This is a genomic window from Cellulomonas gelida (assembly GCF_006538725.1).
Lineage (GTDB): Bacteria > Actinomycetota > Actinomycetes > Actinomycetales > Cellulomonadaceae > Cellulomonas > Cellulomonas gelida.
Window position 1 is genome coordinate 16,647 of record NZ_BJLQ01000029.1, and the last position, 26,044, is coordinate 42,690.

Annotated in this window: 24 protein-coding genes; 12 read left to right on the top strand and 12 right to left on the bottom strand. The window is 74.4% G+C overall.

Translation table 11 applies throughout. The features are described from left to right. Nucleotides 1-58: 58 nt before the first annotated feature. Nucleotides 59-1,858, top strand: coding sequence for an SLC13 family permease (locus CGE01nite_RS12400; protein ID WP_141371252.1), 1,800 nt, complete (start codon nucleotides 59-61; stop codon nucleotides 1,856-1,858). A gap of 62 nt (nucleotides 1,859-1,920) precedes the next feature. Then, a complete protein-coding gene (locus CGE01nite_RS12405) occupies nucleotides 1,921-2,832 on the top strand; it encodes a cation efflux transmembrane domain-containing protein (protein ID WP_170210965.1) in 912 nt (303 codons plus the stop codon). A 23-nt stretch (nucleotides 2,833-2,855) separates the two neighbouring features. On the opposite strand, the gene CGE01nite_RS12410 is transcribed toward CGE01nite_RS12405, so the two are convergent. The 5 genes from CGE01nite_RS12410 to CGE01nite_RS12430 form a co-directional block, all read right to left on the bottom strand. After that, nucleotides 2,856-3,623 (bottom strand): HAD family hydrolase, encoded by a 768-nt coding sequence (locus CGE01nite_RS12410; protein WP_307722645.1) that lies wholly within the window; start codon nucleotides 3,621-3,623, stop codon nucleotides 2,856-2,858. Between the two features lie 67 nt (nucleotides 3,624-3,690). Next, nucleotides 3,691-4,938, bottom strand: a complete 1,248-nt coding sequence (locus CGE01nite_RS12415; RefSeq protein WP_170210966.1) for a M20/M25/M40 family metallo-hydrolase — start codon at nucleotides 4,936-4,938, stop codon at nucleotides 3,691-3,693. A 115-nt stretch (nucleotides 4,939-5,053) separates the two neighbouring features. Beyond that, nucleotides 5,054-6,040, bottom strand: coding sequence for a YcaO-like family protein (locus CGE01nite_RS12420; RefSeq protein ID WP_141371256.1), 987 nt, complete (start codon nucleotides 6,038-6,040; stop codon nucleotides 5,054-5,056). 9 nt (nucleotides 6,041-6,049) lie between these two features. After that, a complete protein-coding gene (locus CGE01nite_RS12425; protein WP_141371257.1) occupies nucleotides 6,050-6,832 on the bottom strand; it encodes a TOMM precursor leader peptide-binding protein in 783 nt (260 codons plus the stop codon). Beyond that, on the bottom strand, nucleotides 6,823-8,466 hold the full coding sequence (locus CGE01nite_RS12430) for a hypothetical protein (RefSeq protein ID WP_170210967.1): 1,644 nt from the start codon (nucleotides 8,464-8,466) through the stop codon (nucleotides 6,823-6,825). Before CGE01nite_RS12430 ends, CGE01nite_RS12425 begins: the two co-directional genes overlap by 10 nt. A gap of 320 nt (nucleotides 8,467-8,786) precedes the next feature. Between CGE01nite_RS12430 and CGE01nite_RS12435 the strand changes: the two genes are divergently transcribed. Further along, nucleotides 8,787-9,680 carry an AfsA-related hotdog domain-containing protein gene (locus CGE01nite_RS12435; protein WP_048343681.1) on the top strand — a complete coding sequence of 298 codons (894 nt, stop codon included), beginning with the start codon at nucleotides 8,787-8,789 and terminating at the stop codon, nucleotides 9,678-9,680. Here CGE01nite_RS12435 and CGE01nite_RS12440 read toward each other — a convergent pair. The 3 genes from CGE01nite_RS12440 to CGE01nite_RS12450 form a co-directional block, all read right to left on the bottom strand. Then, nucleotides 9,677-10,303: a ScbR family autoregulator-binding transcription factor gene (locus CGE01nite_RS12440; protein ID WP_048343682.1), complete on the bottom strand. Its 627-nt coding sequence runs from the start codon at nucleotides 10,301-10,303 to the stop codon at nucleotides 9,677-9,679. The two genes, CGE01nite_RS12435 and CGE01nite_RS12440, sit on opposite strands and share 4 nt — an antisense overlap. A 98-nt stretch (nucleotides 10,304-10,401) precedes the next feature. Beyond that, nucleotides 10,402-12,606 (bottom strand): putative bifunctional diguanylate cyclase/phosphodiesterase, encoded by a 2,205-nt coding sequence (locus CGE01nite_RS12445; RefSeq protein ID WP_170210968.1) that lies wholly within the window; start codon nucleotides 12,604-12,606, stop codon nucleotides 10,402-10,404. A gap of 241 nt (nucleotides 12,607-12,847) precedes the next feature. Further along, nucleotides 12,848-13,414 carry a hypothetical protein gene (locus tag CGE01nite_RS12450; RefSeq protein ID WP_141371260.1) on the bottom strand — a complete coding sequence of 189 codons (567 nt, stop codon included), beginning with the start codon at nucleotides 13,412-13,414 and terminating at the stop codon, nucleotides 12,848-12,850. A 203-nt stretch (nucleotides 13,415-13,617) separates the two neighbouring features. Here CGE01nite_RS12450 and CGE01nite_RS12455 point away from each other — a divergent pair, with 203 nt between their 5' ends. The 8 genes from CGE01nite_RS12455 to pknB all read left to right on the top strand — a co-directional run bounded on the left by CGE01nite_RS12455 (nucleotide 13,618) and on the right by pknB (nucleotide 23,070). Further along, nucleotides 13,618-13,803 carry an antitoxin gene (locus CGE01nite_RS12455; RefSeq protein WP_141371261.1) on the top strand — a complete coding sequence of 62 codons (186 nt, stop codon included), beginning with the start codon at nucleotides 13,618-13,620 and terminating at the stop codon, nucleotides 13,801-13,803. 123 nt (nucleotides 13,804-13,926) lie between these two features. Further along, nucleotides 13,927-14,634 (top strand): FHA domain-containing protein, encoded by a 708-nt coding sequence (locus tag CGE01nite_RS12460; protein ID WP_048343687.1) that lies wholly within the window; start codon nucleotides 13,927-13,929, stop codon nucleotides 14,632-14,634. A 21-nt stretch (nucleotides 14,635-14,655) separates the two neighbouring features. Beyond that, nucleotides 14,656-15,171: an FHA domain-containing protein FhaB/FipA gene (locus CGE01nite_RS12465; RefSeq protein WP_048343685.1), complete on the top strand. Its 516-nt coding sequence runs from the start codon at nucleotides 14,656-14,658 to the stop codon at nucleotides 15,169-15,171. Nucleotides 15,172-15,175: 4 nt separating this feature from the next. After that, nucleotides 15,176-16,678 (top strand): PP2C family protein-serine/threonine phosphatase, encoded by a 1,503-nt coding sequence (locus CGE01nite_RS12470; protein ID WP_141371262.1) that lies wholly within the window; start codon nucleotides 15,176-15,178, stop codon nucleotides 16,676-16,678. A gap of 5 nt (nucleotides 16,679-16,683) precedes the next feature. Further along, a complete protein-coding gene (locus CGE01nite_RS12475; protein WP_141371263.1) occupies nucleotides 16,684-18,228 on the top strand; it encodes an FtsW/RodA/SpoVE family cell cycle protein in 1,545 nt (514 codons plus the stop codon). Further along, nucleotides 18,225-19,676 carry a peptidoglycan D,D-transpeptidase FtsI family protein gene (locus CGE01nite_RS12480; protein ID WP_141371264.1) on the top strand — a complete coding sequence of 484 codons (1,452 nt, stop codon included), beginning with the start codon at nucleotides 18,225-18,227 and terminating at the stop codon, nucleotides 19,674-19,676. The genes CGE01nite_RS12475 and CGE01nite_RS12480 overlap by 4 nt, the downstream gene beginning before the upstream one ends. Further along, nucleotides 19,673-21,061, top strand: a complete 1,389-nt coding sequence (locus tag CGE01nite_RS12485; protein WP_141371265.1) for a serine/threonine-protein kinase — start codon at nucleotides 19,673-19,675, stop codon at nucleotides 21,059-21,061. The genes CGE01nite_RS12480 and CGE01nite_RS12485 overlap by 4 nt, the downstream gene beginning before the upstream one ends. Further along, nucleotides 21,061-23,070, top strand: coding sequence for a Stk1 family PASTA domain-containing Ser/Thr kinase (gene pknB, locus CGE01nite_RS12490; RefSeq protein ID WP_141371266.1), 2,010 nt, complete (start codon nucleotides 21,061-21,063; stop codon nucleotides 23,068-23,070). Before CGE01nite_RS12485 ends, pknB begins: the two co-directional genes overlap by 1 nt. A 105-nt stretch (nucleotides 23,071-23,175) precedes the next feature. On the opposite strand, the gene CGE01nite_RS12495 is transcribed toward pknB, so the two are convergent. Genes CGE01nite_RS12495 through CGE01nite_RS12505 form a run of 4 tightly spaced genes read right to left on the bottom strand, consistent with a single transcriptional unit; the run spans nucleotide 23,176 to nucleotide 25,646 of the window. Then, the gene (locus CGE01nite_RS12495; protein WP_048344569.1) at nucleotides 23,176-23,799 is read right to left on the bottom strand and encodes an aminodeoxychorismate/anthranilate synthase component II; all 624 of its coding nucleotides are present in this window, start codon (nucleotides 23,797-23,799) and stop codon (nucleotides 23,176-23,178) included. Beyond that, on the bottom strand, nucleotides 23,799-23,957 hold the full coding sequence (locus CGE01nite_RS17015; RefSeq protein ID WP_048344582.1) for a hypothetical protein: 159 nt from the start codon (nucleotides 23,955-23,957) through the stop codon (nucleotides 23,799-23,801). Before CGE01nite_RS17015 ends, CGE01nite_RS12495 begins: the two co-directional genes overlap by 1 nt. Before the next feature lie 55 nt (nucleotides 23,958-24,012). Continuing rightward, complete coding sequence (locus tag CGE01nite_RS12500; RefSeq protein WP_141371267.1) at nucleotides 24,013-24,804, bottom strand: class E sortase; 792 nt, start codon at nucleotides 24,802-24,804, stop codon at nucleotides 24,013-24,015. After that, nucleotides 24,801-25,646: a DUF881 domain-containing protein gene (locus CGE01nite_RS12505; RefSeq protein WP_141371268.1), complete on the bottom strand. Its 846-nt coding sequence runs from the start codon at nucleotides 25,644-25,646 to the stop codon at nucleotides 24,801-24,803. The genes CGE01nite_RS12500 and CGE01nite_RS12505 overlap by 4 nt, the downstream gene beginning before the upstream one ends. A 210-nt stretch (nucleotides 25,647-25,856) precedes the next feature. Here CGE01nite_RS12505 and CGE01nite_RS12510 point away from each other — a divergent pair. Continuing rightward, on the top strand, nucleotides 25,857-26,044 hold a 188-nt coding region (locus CGE01nite_RS12510), incomplete at its 3' end, for a cell division protein CrgA (RefSeq protein WP_141371269.1).

The following is a 26,044-nucleotide window of genomic DNA, read 5'->3' on the forward strand; positions in this document are numbered from 1 at the left end:
GGCAGACTGCGTCCGTGGGCCGGTCGAGCGCCGGTCCGCGCGGCCCCCGGAGGACGACGTGGACGATGCGACGCTGAGCCTGATCGTGCTGGGTGCGACGGTCGCGCTCTTCGTCTGGAACCGGCTGTCCGTGGGCGCGGTCGCGGTGCTGTGCTCGCTGGCGCTGCTCGTCACCGGGCTGGTCGACGCGGGCACGGTCGTCGCGGGGTTCGGCGACCCGATCATCATCTTCATCGCGTGCCTGTTCATCCTGGCCGGCGGGCTCGAGTCGTCGGGCGTCACCGCGTGGGCGGGGCGCGCGATCGTCGCGCGTGCGGGCACGGGACGCGGTCGCCTGACGATCGCCGTGATGGCGCTGGCGGCGGTGCTGACCGCATTCGTGACGCCGAACGGGTCGGCCGCCGCACTGCTGCCGGTCGCGGTGCTCGCCGCGCGGCGCTCCGACCGGTCCCCGTCCTCGCTGCTCATGCCCCTCGCGTTCGCCGCGAGCGCGGGCGGTCTGCTCATGCTCTCGGGCAGCCCCGTGAACGTCATCGTCTCCGACGCGCTCGCGGACGCGACCGGACAGGGGTTCGGGTTCTTCGAGTTCGGGCTCGTGGGCGTGCCGCTCGTGCTCGTGACGATCGGCGTGGTCCTGCTGCTCGGCCCGCGTCTGCTGCCGATCCGTGACGCCCACGAGCTGCCCGCGGACCTTTCGGACCACGTCACCGCGATGCTCGAGCACTACCGGCTCGACGAGGGCTTCACACGCGTACGGGTCCGTGCGACCTCGCCGCTGGTCGGCGCCGCGCCCGACGAGGTGCCGGTCCCCGAGGGTGTGCTCGTCGTGGGCGTGCAGCACGCCGACGGTGTCCCGGGCCATGTCGGCGAAGACGTGCGCGCGGACGACGTCGTGGTCGTCAGCGGCACGTCGTCCCAGGTGGCGCGTCTCGTCTCGGGCTCGGACGTCGAGGTCGTCGCCACCCCGCTGACGCACGAGACCCGCGAGGCGTTGCTGAGCCGCGAGGCCGGCATCGCCGAGGTGGTCGTCGCGCCGCGCTCGGACCTGATCGGGCAGCGGGTCTTCCCGGGCCAGGTCCGCTCGGGGCTCACGGTGCTCGCGGTCCGCCGGCTGGGCAAGGACCGCGGTCCCCAGACCACGATCGCCGCCGAGGGCGACCTGCTCCTGCTGCACGGCCCGTGGCCGCAGGTCGAACAGCTCGAGCGGGACGACGACGTGCTCGTCGTGAACGACCCTGCTGCGGTCCGGCGCCAGAACGCCCCGCTCGGTCCCGCCGCGTGGCGCGCGCTGGCGATCATGGTCGTGACGGTGGCGCTGCTCGCCACAGGCGTCACGATCCCGGCGATCGCGGGGCTCGTCGGCGCGGTGGGGATGGTGCTGCTCGGCGTCGTGACGCCGCAGCAGGCGTACCGGTCCGTCTCGTGGCAGGCGCTCGTCCTGATCGGCGGACTCATCCCGCTGTCGGCCGCGATCTCCTCGAGTGGCGCGGCCGACCTGATCGCGGGTCGCCTCGTGGACCTGGTGGCGGGGGGCGGACCGCACCTGCTGCTCGCCGCGCTGTTCGCGCTGACCCTCGTCCTCGGGCAGGTGGTCAGCAACACCGCGACGGTCCTGGTCGTCACGCCGATCGCCCTGTCCGCCGCGGCGGACGCCGGCGTCGCGCCTGCACCCGTGCTCATGCTCGTCGCCGTCGCCGGCGCCGCCTCGTTCCTGACGCCCATCGCGACGCCCGCGAACATGATCGTCATGGGCCCGGGTGGGTACCGGTTCGGCGACTACTGGAAGCTCGGGATCGCCGTGACCGTCGCGTGGTTCGCGGTGGCGATCGCGCTGATCCCGGTCTTGTGGTCACCGTGACGGTGGGTGGGCCGTGAGCGGGGGTTGGCCGTGAGCGGGGGTTGGCCGTGAGCGGGGGCGGCGTGCGCGACCCGTCCGACGAGGCGCGGCGTGAGACCCGTGCGCTCGTGGTCTCGATCGTCGCGTCCGGCCTCATCGGCCTCGCGGCGGCGGCCTGGGGCGTGCTCGCGCAGGCGGACGTGCTCGTGTTCGACGGGATCTACATGCTCGCGGGGATCGCCCTCGTGGCCGTCTCGCTGCTCGCGTCACGCGCCGCCTCCGCGCCGCCGTCGCCGCGCTTCCCGTTCGGGCGCTCGGCCGCCACGCCGCTCGCCGTCGCGGTGCAGGGCGCGGCCCTGCTGGGGGCGCTGCTGTACGGCGTGGTCAGCGCGATCGCGACGATCGTCGCCGGCGGCTCGCCCGTGTCCGCGACGGTCCTGATCGTGTACGGCGTCGCCTCCGCCGGCGCGTCGTGGCTCGTCGCGACCGTGGTCGCACGCACCGCGCCGGGCTCCGAGCTCGCGGGCGCGGAGGTCGTCGCGTGGCGCTCGGGCGCGGTGCTGAGCCTCGTCGTCGCCGTCGGTGGCGTCGTCGCTGCGGTGCTGCGCAGCGCCGGCCAGGACGACGTCGCCGTGTACGTCGACCCCGCGCTCGTGCTCGTGGCCGTGGCGCTCGTCGTCCACCTGCCGATCCGCCTCGTGCGCGACGGCATGCACGAGCTCCTGGAGGGCGCTCCGAGCGGAGCCCTGGCCACCGCGCTCGACGACGCCGTCGCACGCACGAGGACCGCGTTCGACCTGCCCGAGCCCGCCGTCCGCGCGACGAAGCTGGGCCGCCGCATGTACGTCGAGGTCACGTTCCTCGTCCCGGAGCACCGCTGGGAGGTCGACGACGAGGACGCCGTCCGCCGCGCGCTCCTGACCCGACTCGGGGCGCTGCCGCTCGACGTCTGGGCGACCGTCGAGCTCACCACCGACACGACCCTCGCCGACTGACCGACGGTGGCGGGTCCGGACGGCTACCGGTCGACGGGCCCACCCAGGACGGAGGACTGTGCCGGGACGGAGGACTGTGCCGGGACGGAGGGCTCTGCCGGGATGGTGCGCCACCCGTGCCGAGATGATGCGGCGGTCAGCACCGGGTCCTCGCCGACGACGACGCCCGCGCCGACCGACTCGAGCATCGGCAGGTCGCTCGCGTGATCGCCGTACGCGACGCACTCGTCGGCCGCGACGCCGCGCTCACGCGTCACCTGCCCGACGACGAACGCCTTGCGCGCACCGATCACGGCGTCGGTCGCGACCCCGGTCAGCACACCGGCCACGTCCTCCTGCACGGTGGCGAACCACGCGTCCGCGCCGAGGGCCCGGGCCACGGGCGCGACCGTCGCGGGCGGCGCGCCGGACACCAGCACGACGTAGGTGCCGGCGTCGCGCAGGGCGGTGACCTCGTCGGCGACGCCGGCGTGGAACACGTCGAGGGACAGGTCCGCGAACCAGCGCTCGCCGAGCGCGGCCAGCTCGTCGGCGCGCTCGCCCGCGAACGTCGCGTAGTAGGCGCGGCTCACCGCGTCCCGGTCGCCGCCCACGTCGAGTGCGTGCAGCTCGCGCAGGAGCGCGGAGACCTGCTCCGGGGTGCGCCCCCGGGCGCGCTGGTGCGCGACGAGGAAGCTGCTCATCGAGTTGATCGTCAGAAGGGTCTCGTCCACGTCGAGGAACGCGATGGCGTACCTGGCGCCACTGGGTTCCGCTACGTGCCGCCCGCGTCGCCGAACCGTCACCCGCACACGCTAGCCGCCGCCGGGCGGGGCGTGCCGGGTGCGTCCGCGATCCGCGCGACGCCTCGGTCCGACGTCAGGTGAGCCAGGCCCCGGCGGCGACCAGGAGCGTCCGCGCGGCGTGCACCACGGTGTCGGGGTGCGGCGCGAAGTCGGGGGCGTGGTTCGTGGGAGGCCCGGAGGAGGGCATCCCCGAGGCCGACCGCGTCCCCGCCGCGGCCTCGAGCACGTGCGGGTCGGTCGAGCCCAGGAACCAGTACACGAGCGGGCAGCCCAGCCCGTGCGCGAGCGCGCCCACGTCGTCGCTCGCCGGCGAGGGAGCGGTCAGCGGGTAGGTGGGCATCCGCCGTCCGACGAGCGCACGGTGCACGCGCCGCGCCGCGTCGGCGTCGTTGCGCACGTCACCGAACGACGCGATGCGCTCGACGTCCGCGGGCCGCGGGCACCCCGAGCGGTCGGCGACGTGCCGCGCGAGCGCGCAGACCTCGTCGGCGATCACGTCGAGCACGCGCGCGTCGGCGCCACGCAGCGCGAGCTCGGCGTGCACGACGTGCGGCAGGGTGTTGTGCGAGGCGCCGCCGTGCACCGCGCTGACCGTGAGCTCGACCCCCGCCTCGCCCGCGAGGTCGCCGGCCGCCGCGAGCACGTCGAGCAGCACCGCGACCGTGTCGACCGAGCCGCCCGGGAACGCGACGTGACCGCCCGTGCCGTGCAGCGTCACCTCGAGCGCGATCGACGACGAGAGCATCGCGGCCGCACCGATCGTCACCGCGCCCAGCGGGTCGGGGCTCACGTGCTGCGCGAGCAGCACGTCCGGCGCGGGCACGCGGTCGGCCAGGCCGTCGGCGAGCATGGCGGCGGCGCCGTGGCCGGTCTCCGCGGCGGGCTGCAGGACCGCGACGACCGTGCCCTGCCAGGCACGGCGCGACTCGGCGAGCTGGTGCACGGCCGTGAGCACCGCCGCGAGGTGGACGTCGTGACCGCACGCGTGCGACACGCCGACCTGCCGCCCGCCGAGCGTGGTGCGCCGGTTCGACGCGTACGGCAGGCCGGTCGCCTCGGCGACGGCGAGCGCGTCGAGCTCGGCCCGCAGCGCGACGACCGGGCCGTCGCCGTTGCGCAGCACCCCCACGACGCCGTGGCCGCCGACCCGCTCGAGCACGTGCGCCCCCGCGGCACGCAGCTCGGCCGCGCACATCGCCGCCGTCTCGCGCTCGCGCCCCGACAGCTCCGGTGCGGCGTGCAGCGCACGGTAGAGCGCACCGGCCGCCCGCGCGCGGTCGTCGTCCGGGGTCACGGTCGCGGGGACGATCGTCGTCGTCATCCGCGCCCGCGCCCTGGGCCGCCGGCGCGTCCCGTGGCGGTGCGGAAGGTCCATGCGCTCGCTCGCCCCCCTGCGACGAGCGAGCGCACGAGCTGGTCGGCCGCGCCCGGTCCCCTCACGGGAACGGGTGCGGCACGGGGTTGGGGCGGGGGTCGTCGTCCCACGGCAGGGCTCCTTCCAGGATCGATGCGCCGCGCGCGAGGCGCGGGATGCCCACCGTGCGCCGTTGCCGGTGACCGAACGTCAGCGGGACGGTGCCGGGCACGAGCACCTTGACCGCGTGCACGCCCAGCGCGTCGACGAGCTCGGGTGCGCTCTGGTCGACGACCACGGCGTCCATCCCGAGCGCGTGGGTGCGCTCGAGCAGGAGCCGCAGCGCGAGCGCGACGTCGCCGGTCGGCAGGCGCGGACGTGCGCACAGCGCGGCCTCGGTGACCAGGCCGACGGGGTGCGCGAGGAACTGCCACAGGTGGCGCGACTCCCACAGCCCGTACAGGCCGGCGCGGTCCCGCACCGTGTGCACGAGGTCGAAGTCGTCGAGCAGCGGGCGGCACCGCTCGGCGGGCAGCGACTGGCGCCGGCGCACCCAGGTCGCGTGCATCACCGCCTTCGTCACGCACCGCGCGACCGCCTCCCGGATCGCGGTGCGCGGGTTCGCGGCCGCGCCCGTGGCGAGCGACAGCGCGGGCGCGCGTCCGGCGCGCACGTCGGCCTCGGACGCGGTGACGACCGCGAGCGCGACGGGGACCCGGAAGTCGGAGGTCAGGTCGAGCACCCGCAGGTGCAGCCCGAGCTCGTCCAGCAGCTCCCGTTGCGGGGCGAGGTCGCCGTCGTCGGCGAGCTGCACCTCGACGAGCCGCGCCCTGGCGTACCAGGCGAGCAGGAACGCGTCACGCTCGACGACCTCCAGCAGGCCGTGCAGCACGGCCTCCTCGCGCGTGCCGCCCACCGCGCACCCGTTCGACGACTCCGCGACGAACCGCGAGCCGACGCCGCGCTCGTGCCAGTACGCGACGTGCTCGGGGACCAGCACGGCGCGGTCCTCACGCGTCGAGCGCGCCCAGACCCAGCTCGTCGTGCTGCTCGTCTCGAACCTCTCCAGCGCCGCGCCCTACCCCCCGGGCGCGGGCTCGTGCTCGCCGAGCGCGCGCGGGTCGACCGCGAGGTGCGCGACCTCGCGCCACGACGCGACGACGACCGGCACCGCGGGCCGTCGGTACCCGCCGAGCGCCCGTTCGACGCCCTCGAGCATCGCGGGGACCTCGCTGTCGGCGTACGACGCGGCGATCCCCTGCCCGCCCTCCCGGCGTGACCGGCCGGGCACCGCGGTCTGCGCGTGCGCCACGGCGAGCGGCGACTCCTCGTCGTGCGACACGTGCGCGACCGGCCCGAACCGCGGGTCGAGCAGGTGCTCGCGCAGCGCCTCACGGTCGAACGAGCGTGTGCGCAGCGGGCCCGCGAGCGCGGGCTGCGGCGTGCTCAGGTCCAGCGGCTCGGGCGGCTGCGCGGGGTTCGCGCACGCGACGCACGCCGGGTGCACGAGGAACCGGTGGGTCGACAGGCGCCCGGTGTCGCGGTCGAGCACGAGCACCGCACGCCGCCACAGCGCGGGAGCGTCCGCGAGCACGCGCGCGACCATCGCGCGCACCACGGGCGACCAGTCGAGCCCGACGTCGGCGGGCGGGCCGCCCGCGGTGTGCGGGGACACGTCGGACCACCACGCGAGCGCGCAGTCGGCGCACCCGCCGTGCCCGTCCGGCGCGACGAGCGGGCCGACGAGCACGTGGCTGCCGTGCACGCCCACGGCGAGCGAGCTGGTCCCGGCCGACAGGCGCGCGCGGCCGCGGGTCAGCGCGAGGGCCACCGCGTCGGCGAGGTCGTGCGTCACGTCCATGACGCCACCACCGCGTGCACCCCGACCGTCGCCCAGTCGCCCGCCCGCTCCGGCTCGACGAGGTGCAGCGCACCGGTCGCGACCGCGGCGCGCGCCCACCGGTCCACCTGGCGCCGCACGTCGGGTGAGCGCGTGTCGAGCACGTCGATCGCGGGCTCCGCCGGGACGAGGCCCGCTCCGGACTCCTGCCACTGCGTGAGCCCGACGGCCCGCAGCAGCGCGCCGTGGGTGGCGGCGCTCTCGTCGGCCGCGACCGCGCGCCCGAGGAGGTCGCCGTCGAGGTCCCGGACGTCGACGCGGTGCAGCCCCACCTCCGAGGCGTGCAGCGAGACCGTGACGGGTCGCGCGAGGTGCCGCGTGAGGGCGACGTGCAGCCGGCGCACGTCGGGCCGCATGCTCGCGAGGTCGCGCCAGACGGGGCGCCAGCCCAGGTCGGACCGTTCGACGAGCCGTGCGACCGCGTCCACGCGCGCCGCGGAGGCCGAGACGCCGAGCCCCAGGCTGCCCGCGAGGTGACCGACGGGTCCGTCGGCGGGCAGGCGCAGCGCGTCGAGGGCCGCGTCGAGGCGGGCCGCGGCGGTCGTGGTCCCGACACCGCCGAGGGTGCGGCCGTCGTCGTCCACGAGCGCGGCCAGGCCCACGGGCAGCTGCGGCAGGTCGAGCGACATCGGCTCGCCGACGAGGCCCAGGACCGGGTCCCACACGGGTTCGAGGCGACGCAGCGCGGCGGCGTCGCCGTGCTCGTCGTGCGCCGCGCCCGACGTCCAGGCGTCGACGTCGAGCGCCCGACCCTCGTGCACGAGCCTCGGCAGCGCGACGTGCGTGCGGGGCTCGCTGACGAGCCCGTCGCTCGTGACGAGGTACTCGGGCCATCGCCCCGGCGCGGTGCCGTCGCAGGCCCGGGCGGTCGATGCGAGCACCGCGAGCGCGAGCTGCGCGCCGACGAGCGCTGCCGGCAGCGACTCGGGCGCGGCGGGCTCCTCCGGGGCCCCGAGCCGTGCGAGGCGCGCGAGCGCCGCGACCTCGAGGCACGCGTCGGCGTCGCGGTTCCCCGGCCCGACGACGAGCGTGCGCGAGTCCCCGAGCGCGAACGCGACCCCGTGCCACGCGTCGCCGGCGCCGAGCCGCTCGACGCGCGCCAGCACGTTCGGGGCGTGCGCGGCCGCCGGGTTCGACGTCGTGGGCTGCCCCAGCACGCGCGCGTACCCCGCCGCCGCGAGGTGCGCGCCCACCGCGTGGGCCACGGGACCGTCGCCCGTCACGCGCAGCGTCGTCGACGCGACGAGCCTCGCGGCGGCGGCGGGCCGGCGCGTCACCGTCTCGAGGTGCGCGAACGCCGCGACCTCGTCGGCCGCGGGCTCGACCTCGCGCAGCAGGTGGTGCGCGTCGAGCTGCGCGAGGATGCCCGAGACCACCTCGCGGCCGCCGTCCGGGACCGTGGCGAGCAGCCGGTCGGGCTCGACGCCCGCCCGCAGGACCGGCTCGATCGTCGTCCACAACGCCTGCGCCCCGGCGTCGTCGACGATCACGGCGTGCGCGCCCGCGCTGATCGCGATCCCCCGCCCGTCGAGGGGCCGCGCGCGGGTCCCCCGCCGCAGGCGCACGCCGGCGCGCCCCGCCGCGCGCGCGCTCACGGTCGCCACCGCGTGACCGCGGAGGGCGGGACGCCCGCCGCCTGTCGTCGGACCATCGTGCGCAAGCACCGCTCGGGGGTCTCGTCACTCATGCCAGGCGCCTTTCTCTGGGCGTGTGTCGGCACCTCGTCGTGCGCTAAACAAACCGAACGTCCGGCTTTGTCGAGAATGAACCACTTCCTACCCGGACGTCAAGAGTCCGCGCGCACGAGGGAAGTCCGAGGTAGTAAACCGACCGGCCGCCTTGTTATGACCTGTTCCCGCAGCTAGCGTTCTGGGCACGCGGCGCGCGCCCCGCGCCCCACACGCGGAGGTCAGCCATGCAGATCAGCAGCTTCGACCAGCGGTACGTCCACAAGCTCGACCCGTGGGCGGTCCTCGTCACCCGCGTGCTCGCGCCGTACGCGGACGCGCCCCTCGACACGGAGACGACGTGGGACGTCGAGGTGAGCCTCCCGCTGGGGGTGCCGCACCCCGTCTACGCGCACCAGAGCGCGGTGCTCCTCGGGCTCGAGGCGTTCCGGCAGGCGGGCACCGCACTCGCCCACGTCGCCGGTGGCGTGCCCATGGGCCACGCGTTCGTCGCCACGCGTGTCGCGATGCGCTGGACGGCCGACCCGACCGCACTCGTCGGCATCGTCCCCGCGCGCTTCACGTTCCGGACCCTGGGCGCCGAGCACCGCCGCGGGACGCTCGTGCGCCACGTCTTCGACGCGGACGTCACGATCGACGGCGTCGTCGTCGCGCAGGCCTCCGGCGATCTGCAGTGCGTCGACCCGCGCGTGCACGCCCGGCTGCGCGCCGGCGCGCCGGCGTGGCACGAGCTCGCCCCGCGGCACGACCCTGCGGCGCTCGGCGACGTGCGCACCACGCCCGACGGTCTCGAGGCGTGGCTCGGCTGGGACGCGCAGGACCGCATGGTGTTCGACCACGGGGTCGACCACGTGCCCGCGATGCACCTGGCGCGCGCGGCGATCACCGCGCACCACCTGCTGACCGCCGCCGAGGCCGTCACGTCGATCGACGTGCGCTGCACGCGCTACGTCGAGCTCACGGGCTCCGCGGGCGTGCGCGCCGTGCTCGACGAGGGGCAGACACGCACCGAGATCCTGCAGGACGACTCCCCCGCCGCGGTCATCACGTGCGTGACCGAGCCCCTCGCGCCCGTCACGCGCACCAGCACCGAGGTCCCGGCACGGACCGCCCTGGTCTAGGCGCGCTGCAGCATGTCCGGGATCACGTGCTCGCGGCCCGGCGCGACGATCCCGGGCAGCAGCAGCGTCCACATCTCCCGCAGCCGGTCCAGCAGGTCCTCGAGCCGTGAGGACGCGAACGAGGCCGTCTGGATGCCGGTGAACGCGGCGACCAGGAACCGGGAGAGGGTGTCCGGGTCGATGGTGTCGCGCAGGTCGCCCTGGGCCACGGCGTGGCTGATCACAGCGGACGTGGGCCCGGCCCAGGCGTCGTACGTCGGGCCGCGGTCCTCGTCGTCGTCGGGCACCTCGACGGCCAGGCGCATCGCGGCGAGCGCCACGACGTCGTCGCGCATGAGCTCGCCGAGCGCGCGGACCATGGACACGAGGATCGCGAGCGCGGAGAGGTCGCTCGAGGCGAACCGTTCCTGGAGCTCGTCGTTCAGCTCGCGCTGGCGTTCGATGACCGCCTGGGCGAGCAGGTCCTTCGACTTGAAGTGGAAGTACATCGAGCCCTTGGTCGCCCCCGCGCGTACCGCGATGTCGGCGATGCTCGCCCCCGCGAACCCGTGCTCGATGAACTCGGCCGCTGCCGCTGCGACGATCGCGTTCCTGGTCGCCACCGCGCGCGCCTGCTGCGCCACGTCGTCCTCCCTCGGTCGATGCAGCGGCTATCCAGCCGCGCCCCCGGTCAAAACGTACCGGACATCCGCCTTTGTTTGACAGATACCGGTCGCGTGCATCATGCGATCCGCTCGCTCAGCCGGCGCCGGGTCTGCCGTTCCGCGAGCCACGCCTCGAGCTCGACGAGCGGCAGCGGGCGGCTGTGGAGGAAGCCTTGCGTGCGGTCGCACCCGAGGGCGGCCAACGCCTGGCGAGTCGCGTCGTCCTCGACGCCCTCGGCGGTGACCCGCAGGCCGAGCCGGTGGGCAAGGTCGACCGTACCCGCCACGATCGTGCTCGTGCGCTCGTCGGCCAACAGGCGAGAGGTGAAGGTCTGGTCGAGCTTGAGCTCGCGCGCCGGCAGGTGGTTCAGGTACGCGAGCGTCGAGTGCCCCGTGCCGTAGTCGTCGATGCTCACGTGCACGCCGTACGCGGTCAGGGCGGCGAGCGCGGCGACCGCCTTGGCCGGGTCGTCCATGATCGTCGTCTCGGTGACCTCGAGCGTCAGCAGCCCCGCGGGGAGCTGCGAGCTGTCGAGGGCCGACTCGAGCGTCGTGAACAGGCCCGGGTGGGTCAGGCAGCTCGCTGACAGGTTCACCGAGACGGGCATGGCCCGGCCCGCGCGCAGCCACGCCGTCGCGTCCTGCACGGCGAGCGACAGGACGCGCTCGGTGAGGTGCGGCATGAGCTGGTAGCGCTCCGCGAGGTCGAGGAACTCGGCCGGCGCGAGCAGCCCGAGCCGCGGGTGCTGCCACCGCACGAGCGCCTCGACCCCCACCACGGACCCGTCCGAGCACGAGATCTGCGGCTGGTAGTGCACGACGAGCTCGCCGGCGGCTCGCGACGACGACGTGAGCACCGTGCGCAGGTCCCGCACGAGCCCGACTCGCCGGTCCGCGTCGGCCGCGACCCGCTCGTCGAACACCGTGATGCCGACGCCCGCGCGCTTGGCGGAGTACATCGCGTGGTCCGCGGCGCGCAGCAGGTCCTCGACGGTCTTGTTGCGGTGCCGGGTGCTGACCACGCCGATGCTCGCGTCGATCTGCACGAGCTCGTCGTCGAGCACGACGGGCGCGCGCACCGCCTCGAGCACCGAGAGCGCGGTGCGCTCCGCGAGGGCGTGGTCGTGGCCGTCGAGCAGCACCGCGAACTCGTCGCCCCCGATGCGCGCGAGCATCCCGTCGGTGCTCAGCGCTGCGGCCATCCGTACGGCGACCGTGCGCATGAGCTCGTCGCCGGCCGCGTGGCCGCGGTCGTCGTTGACCGCCTTGAACTCGTCGAGGTCGATCATCATGAGGCTGACCTCGCGCCCGCGACGCAACCGGCGCTCGAGCCGCTCGACGAAGGCCCGTCGGTTCGCCACGCCCGTCAGCCCGTCCGTGCGCGACTCGCGCTGCGCGTCCGTGAGCTCGGCGAAGTCGCGCGCCATGTAGGCCAGCCGGGACGTGCCCGCGAGCGCCGCGAGCGCGGCGAGCAGCGGCACGACCGGCTGCCCGCTCGGCGCCACGGCGTCGACGACGATCATCACGACCGACCCGATCACGACGACGAGCGCGCCGACGGTCGACGCCGTGGGCGAGACGTCGACCCGCGTGCGCACCACGGGCCGGGAGGTGACCGCGCACGCAGTCATCAGCGCGATGCCGACCCAGCCGTGCACCACACCGACCGCCGACGCCTCGACGTGCGTCCCGCCACGGACGGCCCCCACGTACCCGACCAGCTCGGACCCGAGGATCACGGCGACCAGCACGACGAGCGTCATCGCGCGCCAGTCACGCGTCAGGTGCGCGGTGAGCACGATGACGACGAGCGCGGCCATGAGCGTCAGGAGCACCGCGATCCGCACCGTGTGCGCGCCGGTCTGCCACCCGTGCGCCGCTGCGCCGGCGGCGCGGGACGTGCCGTACGCGAGGATCGCCGCCGCGCACAGCGTGCCACCCAGGCCCGCCAGCCACTCGCCCGAGTCCCGGTCGTCGAGGTGTGACCGGTTCCAGTGCTGGACCGCCTGGTAGAGCATCGCGGTCGCGGCGACCGTCCCGACCGTCAGGCCGGCCGTCGCCACGGACGTCCAGGACTCGCCCGTCAGCCACGCGAGCAGGGCCTCGAGCCCGAGGCTGAGGACGATCGTCCACCCGGCACGCCTGAACCAGCGCCACGCGAGCTGCTCCCGGGGCGCACGGCCGCGGGAGGCGCGGGTGGTGACCAGCGCGGCAGCCACGGACGCCGCGCACGCGAGCAGCAGGAGCAGCGCGCCGAGGCCACGGACGGCACCGACCGTCACCAGCACTCCCGCGGCCACGGCGCTCGCCGCGCGCACCACACGCCCACTCGTCACACCGTCGACATCGGTGCCGCGGCGGCACAGGTGAGACGTCCCCGAGCGCGTCACCCGTCGGTGGCGCAGGTACGTCCCTGACGTCCGCATTTCGCCGACGGCGACGGCTCACGCACCACCCGAACGGCGCATCACCCGTCGTTCGGCCGGCTCGACGACGCCGGGCACACCCGGGTGCCGAGCGGCCTCAGGCGACGGACGGTGTCCGAGCCCGCGAGACGCCCGCGACCGCGGCAGCCAGGCCGAGCCGCGGCGCGAGGCCGTCGACCTGCACGACCGCAGCCGGGCCGTGCTCGCTGTAGAGCGCGACGAGCGAGGCGAGCTCGCCGCGGCCGCCGTAGGCGCACGTGAGCTCGAGCAGGGTCTGCGGGCCGTCGTGCACGACGTAGACGACCTCGGCGTCGAACCCGAACGACGGCGACACCCGGAACCGGACCGTGCCGATCTCGACGGGCGGCGGCAGCACCCGGCCGTGCACGTGCGCGATGCCGAGCAGCGCGCTCAGGCCGCGGCGCTCGTCGTCCGCGAGGCCCTCGCACGCGTCGAGCGCGTCCATGTCCACGAGCACGACGCACCCCGGGTCCGGCTCGGACGAGCCCGGGTGCCAGGACGCGTCGGCCTCGAGCGTCAGGAAGCCGTCGTAGGCGCTGTACGCGGTCCGCACCAGCTCCATGCGCTCCTCGATCGGCATGCCCCGCAGGGGGTGGGTGCGCGAGGTCGCGGCCGCGCCGCACGAGCACGAGATCGTCACCATGACCCCCAGGGTGCGCCCGACCACTGACACGCACGCGCCGGACGCGCCGAGGACCAGACGATCCGGACGCCGCGAATCGCCGGAAGGGCCCCGTTCCTCCTGTTCCGCGTGCGAGCGCGCCACGCGCGGACGACACTGTGCGTCTGAGCGCGTCGAGCGGCAGGTCGCAGGGGCTTGCGCGGGCGCGCCGACGGAGGTGCGCGATGGGGCTCGACGACCTGGTCTCGAAGGCCAAAGGCGCTCTGGAAGGGCACGAGGAGCAGGCGAAGGACGCGCTCGACAAGGCCGCCGACGCGGTCAAGTCGCGCACGGACGAGGCGGGTGACGCGAAGGTCGACGAGGTCACCGAGAAGGCCAAGGAGTTCCTCGACCAGCAGAAGAACACCTGAGGCACCCGCGGCAAGACGCCGCACGACGCCGGGGCGCGGATACCATCGAGTCGGATCGTGGACGATCACAGCGTGGCGCCCCTGCCGGTCGTGCGCGCCGTTGTGCCGAAGGGAGGTGCGTTCGTGGGGTTTCTGGACCGTTTTGAGAACGGTGTCGAGCGGGCGGTGAACAACGTCTTCGCCAAGACCTTCCGCAGCGACCTCAAGCCCGTCGAGCTGGCCAGTCGCCTGCGTCGCGAGGTCGACGAGAAGGCGGCCGTCGTCGGGCGCGACCGTACGGTCGTGCCGAACGAGTTCACCATCGAGCTGTCGACCCCCGACTACGACCAGGTCGAGGCCTGGGGTGCCGAGACGCTCGCCGACGAGTTCGCGGCGAACGTCACGGACTACGCCGCGGGTCAGCGCTACGCGTTCGTCGGGCCGGTGACCGTGAGCTTCGCGGAGGACACCGAGCTCGAGGCGGGGCGCTTCGAGGTGCACTCGGCGACCGTGCGCGGTGCCGTGGCCCCCGCGACCACCGCGGCGCCCAGCCCGCGCCACCCGCTGCTCGACATCGACGGCCAGCGCTACCTGCTCACAGGTCCCGTCACGGTGATCGGTCGCGGCTCGGAGGCGGACATCATCGTCGACGACCCGGGCGTCTCGCGCCGCCACCTCGAGATCCGCGTCAACCCGGACAACGTGGTGGCCTCGGACCTGGGCTCGACCAACGGCTTGTTCGTCGAGGGCCACAAGGTGCCGGCCGCGACGCTGCTCGACGGCAACACCCTGACCATCGGGCGGACGCGGATCCTGTTCTGGACGGGCGGGGACCCGGAGCTCGACGAGTGACCGGCCGGTGACGCGCGAGCGATGAGCGAGCTGACCATCACCCTGCTCCGGCTGGGCTACCTGGCCCTGCTGTGGGTCCTCGTGCTCTCGTCGATCGCCGTGCTGCGCCGCGACCTGTACGGCACGCGCATCACCAAGCGCCGTTCTCGTCGGCCCGCGCCCGTCACGGCCGCGGGGCCCGCGGGCACGGGCCCGTCCACGGCCCCCACACCGGTCGTCTCGCCGCGGACGGCGCGCGGCAGCCAGCGCTCGGCGCGCCTCGTCGTCACGCAGGGCCCGCTGACCGGCACGATCGTCCCGCTCGGGCAGTCCGCGGTGGTCGTCGGCCGCGCCCCGGGCTGCACGCTCGTCCTCGACGACGACTACTCGAGCTCGAAGCACGCGCGGATCTTCCCGCAGGGCGGCCAGTGGTACGTCGAGGACCTCGGCTCGACCAACGGGACGTTCGTCGGCGACGAGAAGATCAGCGGGCCCACCCCCCTGGCACCCGGTCGCTCGGTCCGCGTGGGCCGCAGCGTGATCGAGCTGCAGGGGTAGGCGGATGACGGTCGCACTGCGCTACGCCGCCCGCTCCGACGTGGGCCTCGTGCGGAGCAACAACCAGGACTCCGCCTACGCGGGCCCGCACCTGCTCATGGTCGCGGACGGCATGGGCGGTCACGCGGGCGGCGACGTCGCGTCCTCGGTCGCGGTCGCCACGTTCGCGCCGCTCGACGACGAGTCGCACGGCCCCGACGACGCGCTCGACGAGCTCGAGGGCGCGCTCGAGGAGGCACGCGAGGAGATCAGGGCGCGCTCGGGCGCCGAGCCGGACCTCGCCGGCATGGGCACGACCGTCACCGCGATCCTGCGGGCCGGCAACAAGCTCGCGATGGTGCACCTGGGCGACTCGCGCGGCTACCTGCTGCGCGACGGCGTGCTCACGCAGGTCACCACGGACCACACGTTCGTGCAGCACCTGGTCGACATCGGCCGGATCACGCCGCAGGAGGCCGAGCACCACCCGCAGCGCTCGGTCGTCATGCGTGTGCTCGGCGACTTCGAGTCGGACCTGACGCCCGACCTGTCGGTGCGCGAGGCGCGCGCCGGCGACCGCTGGCTGCTGTGCTCCGACGGCCTGTCGGGCTTCGTGAGCGGGCATACCATCGAGACGACGATGCGCGAGCTCACCGACCTCGACTCGTGCGCCGACCGGCTCGTGCAGCTCGCGCTGCGCGGCGGCGGGGGCGACAACGTGACGGTCGTGCTCGCCGACGTGATCGAGCTCGACGACGTCGCCGACGGCGACGCGCCCGGCACGGCGCCGCAGGTCGTCGGCGCGGCCGCGACCACGCGCAACGACCCGACGGTCGCGGCGGACGGTCCCGCGGCGCGTGCGGCTGAGCTCGCGCAAGCCGCGGCGCGCGCGCAGCGTGCGGGCCTGGCGGCGGGCGGGCGTCCGGCCACGGACGACGAGGACGACGACCCGGCCGGGGCACCGGCCACGGTCGGCGCCGGCGGCGCGGGCGACGGCCCCAGCTCGGACGACGACGGCGACGACGCCGACGACACCGAGAGCGCGCGGCCCGGCGGCCGGTCGCGGCGCGGACGTGCGGCGGTCGCGGGCGTCGCGGCGCTCGCGCTGCTGGTCGCGGTGCTCGGGGGCGGGTACGCCTGGACGCGCACGCAGTACTTCGTCGGCGTCCACCAGGGCGAGGTCGTGATCTTCCGCGGCGTGCCCGAGGCGCTCGGACCCGTGGCGCTGTCGGACGTCGTGGACCGCACGGGCGTCCCGGTCGAGGACATCGCCTCGCAGTACGTGCGGGACCGCGTGTTCCAGACCATCCACGCCGACGACCGCGCGGCCGCCCGCCGGCTCGTCGACGAGATCGTCCTGCTCGACGACCAGGCACCCGGCGACCAGGCACCCGACGCCGACGACCCGACGACGGCCCCCACCGCCGATCCGAGCGCCACCGCCGATCCCGGCACCACCCGGCCCACCGGGACCACCTCGCCAGGAACGACAGCCACCGCGCCGGCCACCACCGGCGCGGACGGGTGAACCGCATGGCGACCGTCGAGCCGCACCGCGTGCGCGCCGGCCGCGGCACCGAGCTCCTGCTCCTGGTCCTCGCGCTCGCGCTCGGGATCGGGGCGTACGCGCTCGTCGGGCTGGGAACGTCGGGCGAGGTGCCGCCCGACGTGATCGGCTACGGCGCGGGGCTCGCGGGCCTGGCCGTCGCGCTGCACCTCGTGCTGCGCTGGCGTGCGCCGTACGCGGACCCGGTGATCCTGCCGGTGACGATCGCGCTCAACGGCATCGGCCTGGCGATGATCTACCGGATCGACTTCGCCTACGAGCTGCGCGAGAAGGCCAACGGCTTCGCGGCGCGCCAGCTCTTGTGGACGGCGATCGCCGTCGCACTGGCCGCGTTGGTGCTGATCCTGCTGCGCGACCACCGCACGCTACGGCGCTTCACGTACACCGCGATGGTCGTCGCGCTGGCGCTCCTCGCGCTGCCGCTCGTCCCCGGGATCGGCAAGTCGATCAACGGCGCGCGCATCTGGGTGTACTTCGGCTCGGTCGGCATGCAGCCCGCGGAGTTCGCCAAGCTCGCGCTGGCCGTGTTCTTCGCGGGCTACCTGGTCACGCACCGCGACACCCTCGCGCTCGCCGGCTCGAAGTTCCTGGGCCTGCAGCTGCCGCGCGCACGGGACCTGGGCCCGATCCTCGTCGTCTGGGCCGGCTCGATCGCGGTCCTGGTGTTCGAGAAGGACCTCGGCACGTCGCTGCTGCTCTTCGGCCTGTTCGTCGCGATGCTCTACCTCGCGACCGAGCGGATCAGCTGGGTCGTCATCGGCCTGCTGATGTTCGTCGGCGGCGCCATGGTCGCCGCGACCGCGTTCGCGCACGTCGGCGCCCGGTTCGACGTGTGGCTGCACGCGCTCGACCCCGACGTCTTCGACCGCGATCCGGGCGGCTCGGGCCAGGTGGTGCGCGGGCTGTTCGGCATGGCGAGCGGCGGGCTGTTCGGCACCGGGTGGGGCGAGGGCCGGCCGGACCTCGTGCCGTACGCGGAGTCGGACTTCATCGTCCCGTCGCTCGGCGAGGAGCTCGGCCTGACGGGCCTGCTCGCGATCCTCATGCTGTACGCGGTCCTCACGCAGCGCGGCATGCGCGCCGCGATCGGCGTGCGCGACGGGTTCGGCAAGCTGCTCGCGGGCGGTCTGGCATTCGTGGTCGCGTGGCAGTGCTTCGTCGTCGTCGGCGGCGTCACGCGGCTCATCCCGCTGACCGGCCTGACCACGCCGTTCCTCGCGTACGGCGGGTCGAGCCTGCTCGCGAACTGGATCATCGTCGCGCTGCTGCTGCGCGTCTCGAACGACGCGCGTCGTCCGGCGCCCGCGGCCCGCGGGCTGCGACCCGGCGAGCCGCTGCCCGGTGAGGTGCTTCCTGGCGAGGTGCTGCCCGGCGAGCCGGGCGACGACGCCGCGGACGCCGCGCCGGTCCCGGTGCGTGTCCCGGCGTCCGCTGCCTCCGCGCCGCAGGACCCGCAGGGTCCGGATCCCGACGACGACCAGCCGACCGAGCGGATCGGAGGGCTGTCGTGAACACGCCCCTGCGCCGCGTCGCCACCGTCATGCTCGTGATGTTCCTGGCCCTCATGGGCTCGGCCACGTGGGTGCAGTTCGTCCAGGCGCCCGAGCTCAACGCGGACTCGCGCAACGTGCGGACGCTGTACCGCGAGTACGGCAACGCGCGCGGGCCGATCGTGGTCGCGGGCGAGGCGATCGCGCAGTCCGTGCAGGTCGACGACCCGTTCGGCTACCAACGCCAGTACACCGACGGCGAGCTCTACTCGGCCGTCACGGGCTTCTACTCGATCGTCAACGGCAGCTCGCAGCTCGAGCGCGCCGCGAACGACCAGCTCACGGGCCGCAGCGACCAGCTGTTCTTCTCGCGGCTGCGGGACATCATCACGGGCCGCAAGCCCGAGGGCGCCGCGGTCGAGACCACGCTCGTGGCCGCCGCGCAGCGCGCCGCGCGCGAGGGCCTGGGGGACCAGCAGGGTGCGGTCGTCGCGATCGAGCCGAGCACCGGCCGGATCCTGGCGATGGTCTCGACGCCGGGCTTCGACCCGAACGCGCTCGCGACCCACGACTCCGCGGCCGCCGCCGCGGCCTACACCGAGCTCGCGGGCGCGGCGGGCAACCCGTTGCGCAGCAACGCGACGCTCGAGACCTACCCGCCGGGCTCCACGTTCAAGCTCGTCACCGCGGCCGCCGCGCTCGAGAGCGGCGAGTACGACGCGAGCACCGAGCTGCCCGCACCCGTGCGGCTCGACCTCCCGCAGACCACCGCGACGATCGGCAACTTCGGCGGCGGGGGCTGCGGGAGCAACCCGATCACGCTCGCGAACGCGCTGCGCGTCTCGTGCAACACCGCGTTCGCGCAGCTCGGCATGGACGTCGGCGCCGACGCGCTGCGCGAGCAGGCCGAACGGTTCGGGTTCGACGACGCGTCGCTGACGATCCCGATGCGGGTCGCGGAGAGCCGCTTCCCGCAGGACCCGAACGCGCCGCAGACCGCCCAGTCGGCGATCGGGCAGTTCGACGTGGCGGCGACGCCGCTGCAGATGGCGATGGTGTCCGCCGCGATCGCCAACGACGGCAAGCTCATGCGGCCGTACGTCGTCGAGCGCGTGCGCGCCGCGAACCTCTCGGTGGTCTCGCAGACCGAGCCCTCGCTGCTGTCGACCGCCGTCTCGCCCGGCACGGCCGCGCAGCTCACGGACATGATGGTCGGCGTCGTCGAAGGCGGCTCCGGCACGGCCGCGAGGATCCCCGGCGTGCAGGTCGCCGGGAAGACCGGCACCGCGCAGACCTCGTCGGACGCCGCGCCGCACGCGTGGTTCACCGCGTTCGCCCCGGCGAACGACCCGCAGGTCGCGGTCGCGGTGATCGTCGAGCACGGCGGGTCCGCGGGCTCCGAGGCGACCGGCGGGCGGGTCGCCGCGCCTATCGCGCGGGCCGTCATCGAGGCGGTGCTGGGCTCATGAGGACCACCGCGGGCATCGCGCTCGGCAACCGCTACCGGCTGATCCGGCAGATCGCGGTCGGCGGCATGGGCGAGGTGTGGGAGGGGTACGACGAGTCCCTCGTGCGGCCCGTCGCGGTCAAGGTGCTCAAGCAGGAGTTCGTCGGCGACCAGGGGTTCCTCGAGCGGTTCCGCACCGAGGCGCGCAACTCCGCGTCGCTGTCGCACGCGAACATCGCCCAGCTCTTCGACTACGGCGAGCAGGACGGCGCGTCGTACCTGGTCATGGAGCTCGTGACCGGTGAGCCCCTGTCCGACCTGCTCGAGCGCGAGCCCGTGCTGCCCGTGCGCCGGCTCCTGCCGATCCTCGCCCAGACCGCGCGCGGGCTGCACGCCGCGCACGAGGCCGGCGTGGTGCACCGCGACGTCAAGCCCGGCAACATCCTGCTCGGCCGGGCCGGACGCGTGAAGATCACCGACTTCGGGGTCTCGCTCGCGCGCAACCAGATGACGATGACCGCGACCGGCATGGTCATGGGAACCGCGCAGTACCTGTCGCCGGAGCAGGCGGTCGGACGCCCCGCCACGCCGCTGTCCGACCTGTACTCGCTCGGGATCATCGCCTACGAGGCGCTCGTCGGGCACCGGCCCTTCACCGGGCCGACCGCCGTCGACATCGCGGTCGCGCACGTCAACACGCCCGTGCCGCCGCTGCCCGCCGCGATCGACCCGAAGCTCGCCGCGCTCGTCCTGCGGCTGCTGTCGAAGGACCCCGCGCAGCGCCCGACCTCCGGCTCCGCGCTCGCGCGCGAGCTCGACCGGCTCATGCCGCGGACCCCGCCCAGCGGCGTGCCGATGGTCGTGACGACCCCGCCGCGGCCGGCGACGCGCGCGCTGCCCCCGACGCCCGTGGGCGTGCCGCCCGGCACCCCGCCGCCACCCCCGCCCTCGTCGTCCCCCTCGCCGTCGGAGCCCACCGGCGCCCGGCCGGGCGCAGCGTCAGCGGACACGGGGACGGCGGGCAGGAGCTCCGGCGGCACTCCCCCGGTCCCGCCGCCGCCGTCCTACCCGCCGCGCCGCAACCTGCGGCCGGACTCCGCGCCGCCGCGCGTCCCGCGCTCGACGAGCTCGGGACGCCTGCCCCTGCAGGGCTCCGGTCCGCAGCTCGGCCGGTTCGGCCGGGTGGGCTGGCCCCTGCTCGCGCTCATCCTGCTGATCGGTGCGCTGCTCGGTGCCGGGCTCGCCGGACAGCTCATGAAGGCGGACGGTGCTCCCGAGCAGAGCCCCCTCGCCCGTATCGTGACCTGGACGTCCGTCGGAGCGGCCCCCTCAGGTGGGATGATCGGCCCGGACGTCAGCCCTGCACGCGACAGCCAGGGACCCCAGACGGAAGTGAAGGACGCCTAGTGGTGGACAGCGGACCCCGCATCCTCGCCGGTCGGTACGAGGTCGGTGAGCTCATCGGCCGCGGCGGCATGGCCGAGGTGCACATCGGGCACGACACCCGGCTGGGCCGGACCGTCGCGATCAAGATCCTGCGCTCGGACCTCGCACGTGACCCGTCGTTCCAGAACCGGTTCCGGCGCGAGGCGCAGGCCGCCGCGGCACTGAACCACCCGGCGATCGTGGCGGTCTACGACACCGGCGAGGACGTCTTCACCGAGCCCACGGGCGTCGTGGCGCACGTGCCGTTCATCGTCATGGAGTACGTCGAGGGCCACACCGTGCGGGACATCCTGCGCGACGGCCACGCCGTGCCCATCGAGGAGGCCGTCGAGATCACGATCGGCGTGCTCTCGGCGCTCGAGTACTCCCACCTCGCGGGCATCGTGCACCGCGACATCAAGCCCGCGAACGTGATGCTCACGCCCACGGGCGCGGTCAAGGTCATGGACTTCGGCATCGCGCGGGCCGTCGCGGACTCCGCGGCGACCATGACCGCGACGCAGGCCGTGATCGGCACCGCGCAGTACCTGTCGCCCGAGCAGGCACGCGGCGAGTCCGTCGACGCCCGCTCCGACCTGTACTCCACGGGCTGCCTGCTGTTCGAGCTGCTCACCGGCCGGCCGCCCTTCACGGGCGACTCGCTCGTCTCGGTGGCCTACCAGCACGTGCGCGAGGCCGCGCCGGTCCCGAGCTCGATCGCGTCCGACGTGCCCGAGGCGCTCGACCGCATCACGATGAAGGCGCTCACCAAGGACCGCGACCACCGCTACTCGAACGCGGCCGAGTTCCGGTCCGACCTCGAGGCCGTGCTGCGCGGTGGCGCCGTGGGTGCTCCCCCCGTGGGCACCGCGGTCGTCGCGGCGGTCCCGGCCGCCGAGGCGACGCAGGTCATGGCCCCCGCCGCGGCCGCGACCCAGGCCTTCCCGCCCGCGACGCCGTGGGGCACGACGGGTCTGTCGACCGTTGCCACCACGCCGCCCGACGACGAGGACGAGAACAAGCGTCCCTGGCTCATCTGGGTGCTCGTCGCGATCGCCGTGCTCGCGGTCGCGGGCATCGTCGCGCTGCTCGTCGCGAACTCCGGCGACAAGACACCCGAGCAGGTCGCGGTCCCGAAGCTCGTCGGGCTCACGGAGGACGACGCGAAGGCGGCGATCGTCGCGGCCGACCTGGTGGTCGGCAAGCGCACCACGGAGCCGTCCGACGCGCCGCAGGGCGAGGTCATCAGCTCGAACCCCGCCGAGGCCACGATGGTCGACCCCGAGACGCCGGTCGACTACGTGCTGTCCTCGGGTCCGGACTCCGTCGAGATCGAGGACGTCTCGGGACGCACCGAGTCCCAGGCCGAGCAGACGCTCGAGGGCCAGGGCCTCAAGGTCAACGGGGACCGCCAGGAGGACAACAACCCGAACTTCCCGAAGGGGCAGGTCACCAAGACCGACCCCGCCGCGGGCGAGACGGTCGACGCGGGCTCCACGGTGACGCTGTACGTCTCGACGGGCAACGTCGAGCTGCCGGACCTCGTGGGCAAGACCCAGGAGGAGGCGCTCGACACGCTCGCCAGCCTCAAGCTCGTCTCGTCGGTCCGTGAGGTCACCACGACCGAGAAGGACCCGGGGACGGTGCTGAGCCAGGACCGCCAGGCGGGTCTCGTGTCGCAGGGCACGCGCGTGACGATCGAGGTCGCGATCGCTCCGAAGACCGCGACGGTCCCCGACCTCAAGGGCATGACCTACTCCGAGGCCGTCCAGGCGCTCGCCGCGCTCGGCCTGACGAACGTCCAGAAGCAGGAGGAGGACTCCCAGGACGAGAAGGACCGCGTGCTGTGGACGGACCCGAACAAGGGTTCCGAGGTGGAGCTCGACCAGCTCATCGTCATCCACGTCTCACGCGGCCCGCAGGAGCCGCCGAACCCGCCGGACCCGGGCCAGACCCAGTCGCCGGACCCGGGCGGCAACGACCAGGGCTGACCAGCCCCCTCGTACACGACGACCCCGCGTCTGCTCCGGCTCTGAGCGTTCAGAGCCGGAGCAGGCGCGGGGTCGCTGCTGTGTGTGGCCCGGGGCAGGGTGGTGTCAGAGGCGGACGAGGGGGTGCAGGCCCGCCGAGCGGGCGACCGCCTCGTCGTCGCCGCACGCCTGCAGCCAGTTGGCGAGCAGCCGGTGACCACCCTCGGTGAGCACGGACTCGGGGTGGAACTGCACGCCGTACAGCGGCAGGGTCCGGTGCTGCAGGCCCATGATCACGTCGCCCGTGCGGGCGGTCACGACGAGCTCGTCGGACACCGTGCCGGAGACCACCGCGAGCGAGTGGTAGCGCGTCGCGGTGAACGGCGAGGGCAGGTCCTCGAGCACCCCCTGGCCGTCGTGCTCGACCGGGCTGGTCTTGCCGTGCATGAGCTCGGGCGCGTGCGTGACGGTCCCGCCGAAGACCTCGCCGAGCGCCTGATGACCCAGGCAGACCCCGAGCATCGGGGTGCCGGTCGCGGCGCAGTCGCGGATGACGTCCATGCTCGCGCCGGCCTCGGCGGGCGTCCCCGGCCCGGGCGAGACGAGCACGCCGTCGAACTCGGCCCGCTCGGCGAGTGGGGGGACCGCGTCGTTGCGCACGACGACCGTCTCGGCACCGAGCTGGTTGAGGTAACCCACGATCGTGTAGACGAACGAGTCGTAGTTGTCGATCACGAGGATCCGGGTCATCACTCACCCACCGTGGTGTCGTTGAAGGGCATGAAGGGCGCGACCGCGGGGAACACCCAGGTGAAGCACACCGCGAGCACGGCGGCCACCAGGACCGCGACGAGCACCACGCGCACGGCCACCGGGCCGGGCAGGTGCCGCCAGAGCCACCCGTACATCATCGCCTCCCGCGGTCGTCGCGCCGAGGTGTTTCCCCGGGGCCGACGAGCGTCCTCATGATGCGCCCTCGAGCAGCTCGGCCGGGGTGCCGTCCGCGACGGGTGCCCAGTAGTCGAGCTTTGCGTGCACGATGAACCGCTCACGCGCCGAGAACATGGGGTGGCACGTGGTCAAGGTCAGGTACCGCTCGGTGGGGGACTCACCGGGCTTGCCGGGCACCGGTGCGATGACCTCGGTCTGCCACGGCTTGACGACCTGCGACGACGTCACGCGGTACACGTACCAGGTGTTCGTCCCGGGCCCCCCGTCGGCCGTCGCGGTGCGCACGACGATCGGGTCGCCGACCTCGAGCTCGGCGACCCGGTTGAACGGCTTGGCGTACGTGGTCCGGTGCCCCGCGAGCGCGACGTTCCCCACGCCGCCCGGCATCGCGGTGCCCTCGTAGTGACCGACGCCCAGCACGTCGAGGATCGTCTCGCGGTCGGTGCCCTCGCTGATCGGTCGCTCGGGCTCGCCGTCCCAGCGCGGCACCTGGATCGTCGCGAACGTGGTCGCGTGCTCGACCTCGGCCATCACGGGCGGGTCGTCGTGCCGCGGCGGCGCGACCTGCGGGCCGTTCGCCGACGGCGCCGGCGTGGGCACGGGCATGCGGGGGAGCTCGCGCACCACCTCGGCCTGCGCGCGGTTGCCCTCGACGTCCGTCCACCACAGCTGCCAGACCAGGAACGCCAGGACGAGCACGCCGAGCGTGATGAGCAGCTCGCCGACCACCCCGAGCACGCCGTAGGCCATGCGTGCGCCGCGCGACGGCCGGCGTCGTGCCGGCGCGGGTGGGGTCGTGCTCATCGGGCAGGGGGCCGGTTCGCGTCGGTGGCGCCGTCCGCCCGAGCGTCGGCTGCGGCGGCGGCGTCCGCCGCCTCGTCGTCCAGGCCAGGGAGCACCTGGGTGCCCTCGGGGACGGTCGCGTACCGCAGGTCGGTCGAGCCGGAGTACGCGTCGATCTCGAGATCGCCCTCGGACTCCACCGACCAGCCGAGCCCGACCGAAGCGGCGTCGGCGCGGTAGGCGCGCACCTGCGGCGAGTCGGCGAGCGCCTCGCGGAGCCTGTCGGGGTCGCCGATCGCGCGCACGACGTAGGGCGGCGAGTAGACCTGGCCCTGCAGCCGCAGCACGTTGCCGACGCAGCGGAACGCGCTCGTCGAGATCACGCGCTGGTCCATGAGGGACATCGCCTCGGCGCCACCCGCCCACAGGGCGTTCATCACGGCCTGGATGTCCTGCTGGTGCACGACGAGCACGTCGGGGCTGATCCCCTCGAGCCCCGGCTGGTTCTGCGGGGCGTCGTCGAGCCGGACGGTCAGGCCCGGGCCGGTCACGGGCAGCACCCCGGACTCCACGCGGAAGCCGGTCGGCGGGTCGAGCACCTGCGTGCCGGCCGAGCGCGCGGCAGCCTCGGTGAGGCCGTCGACCTCGCCGCGCAGCGCGTCGACCTCGCCCGTGAGCACCTCGACGCGCTCGACCTCGGCGACCGTGAGCTCGCGCAGGTCCTGCGGGTGCCGCTCGGCGTCGTCGGCCTCGGCGAACTTGGCGTTGGCCGCGAACAGCGCGCCGGACAGGGCGAGGACCACCGTCACGGACGCGGTGCCGCGCGGGACGCGCCGGGACGCGCGGTGCGTGCGATCGGTCACGGCGTCCTCGCAGGTCGCGGGCCCGGTGCTGCCCTGCGGTGCGTGCGGCTGACACGCGTCGGCACGGTATTGTCGCCCACTACGCTAGGCGATGGTGCCGGTAGCCGGTCCGAGCTCGGTCCGACCGCTCGATCCGACCCCGACACCGTCCGACCATCCCCGGTGAGGCGGCCGTGCAGGCGTGGCCTCGTCGCAGAGCAGGAGATCTCGGTGCCCGAGTCGAAGTCGCGCAAGAAGGCCACGTACACCCCTCCCACGGAGAAGGCCGCGGTCAAGCCGAACCCGCGCTGGTGGGTGCCGGTGATGCTCGGACTGATGGTGCTCGGGCTCGTGTGGATCGTGACGTTCTACATCGCTCGCTCGACCAACGGCTCGGACCTGCCGCTGCCGATCGGCTC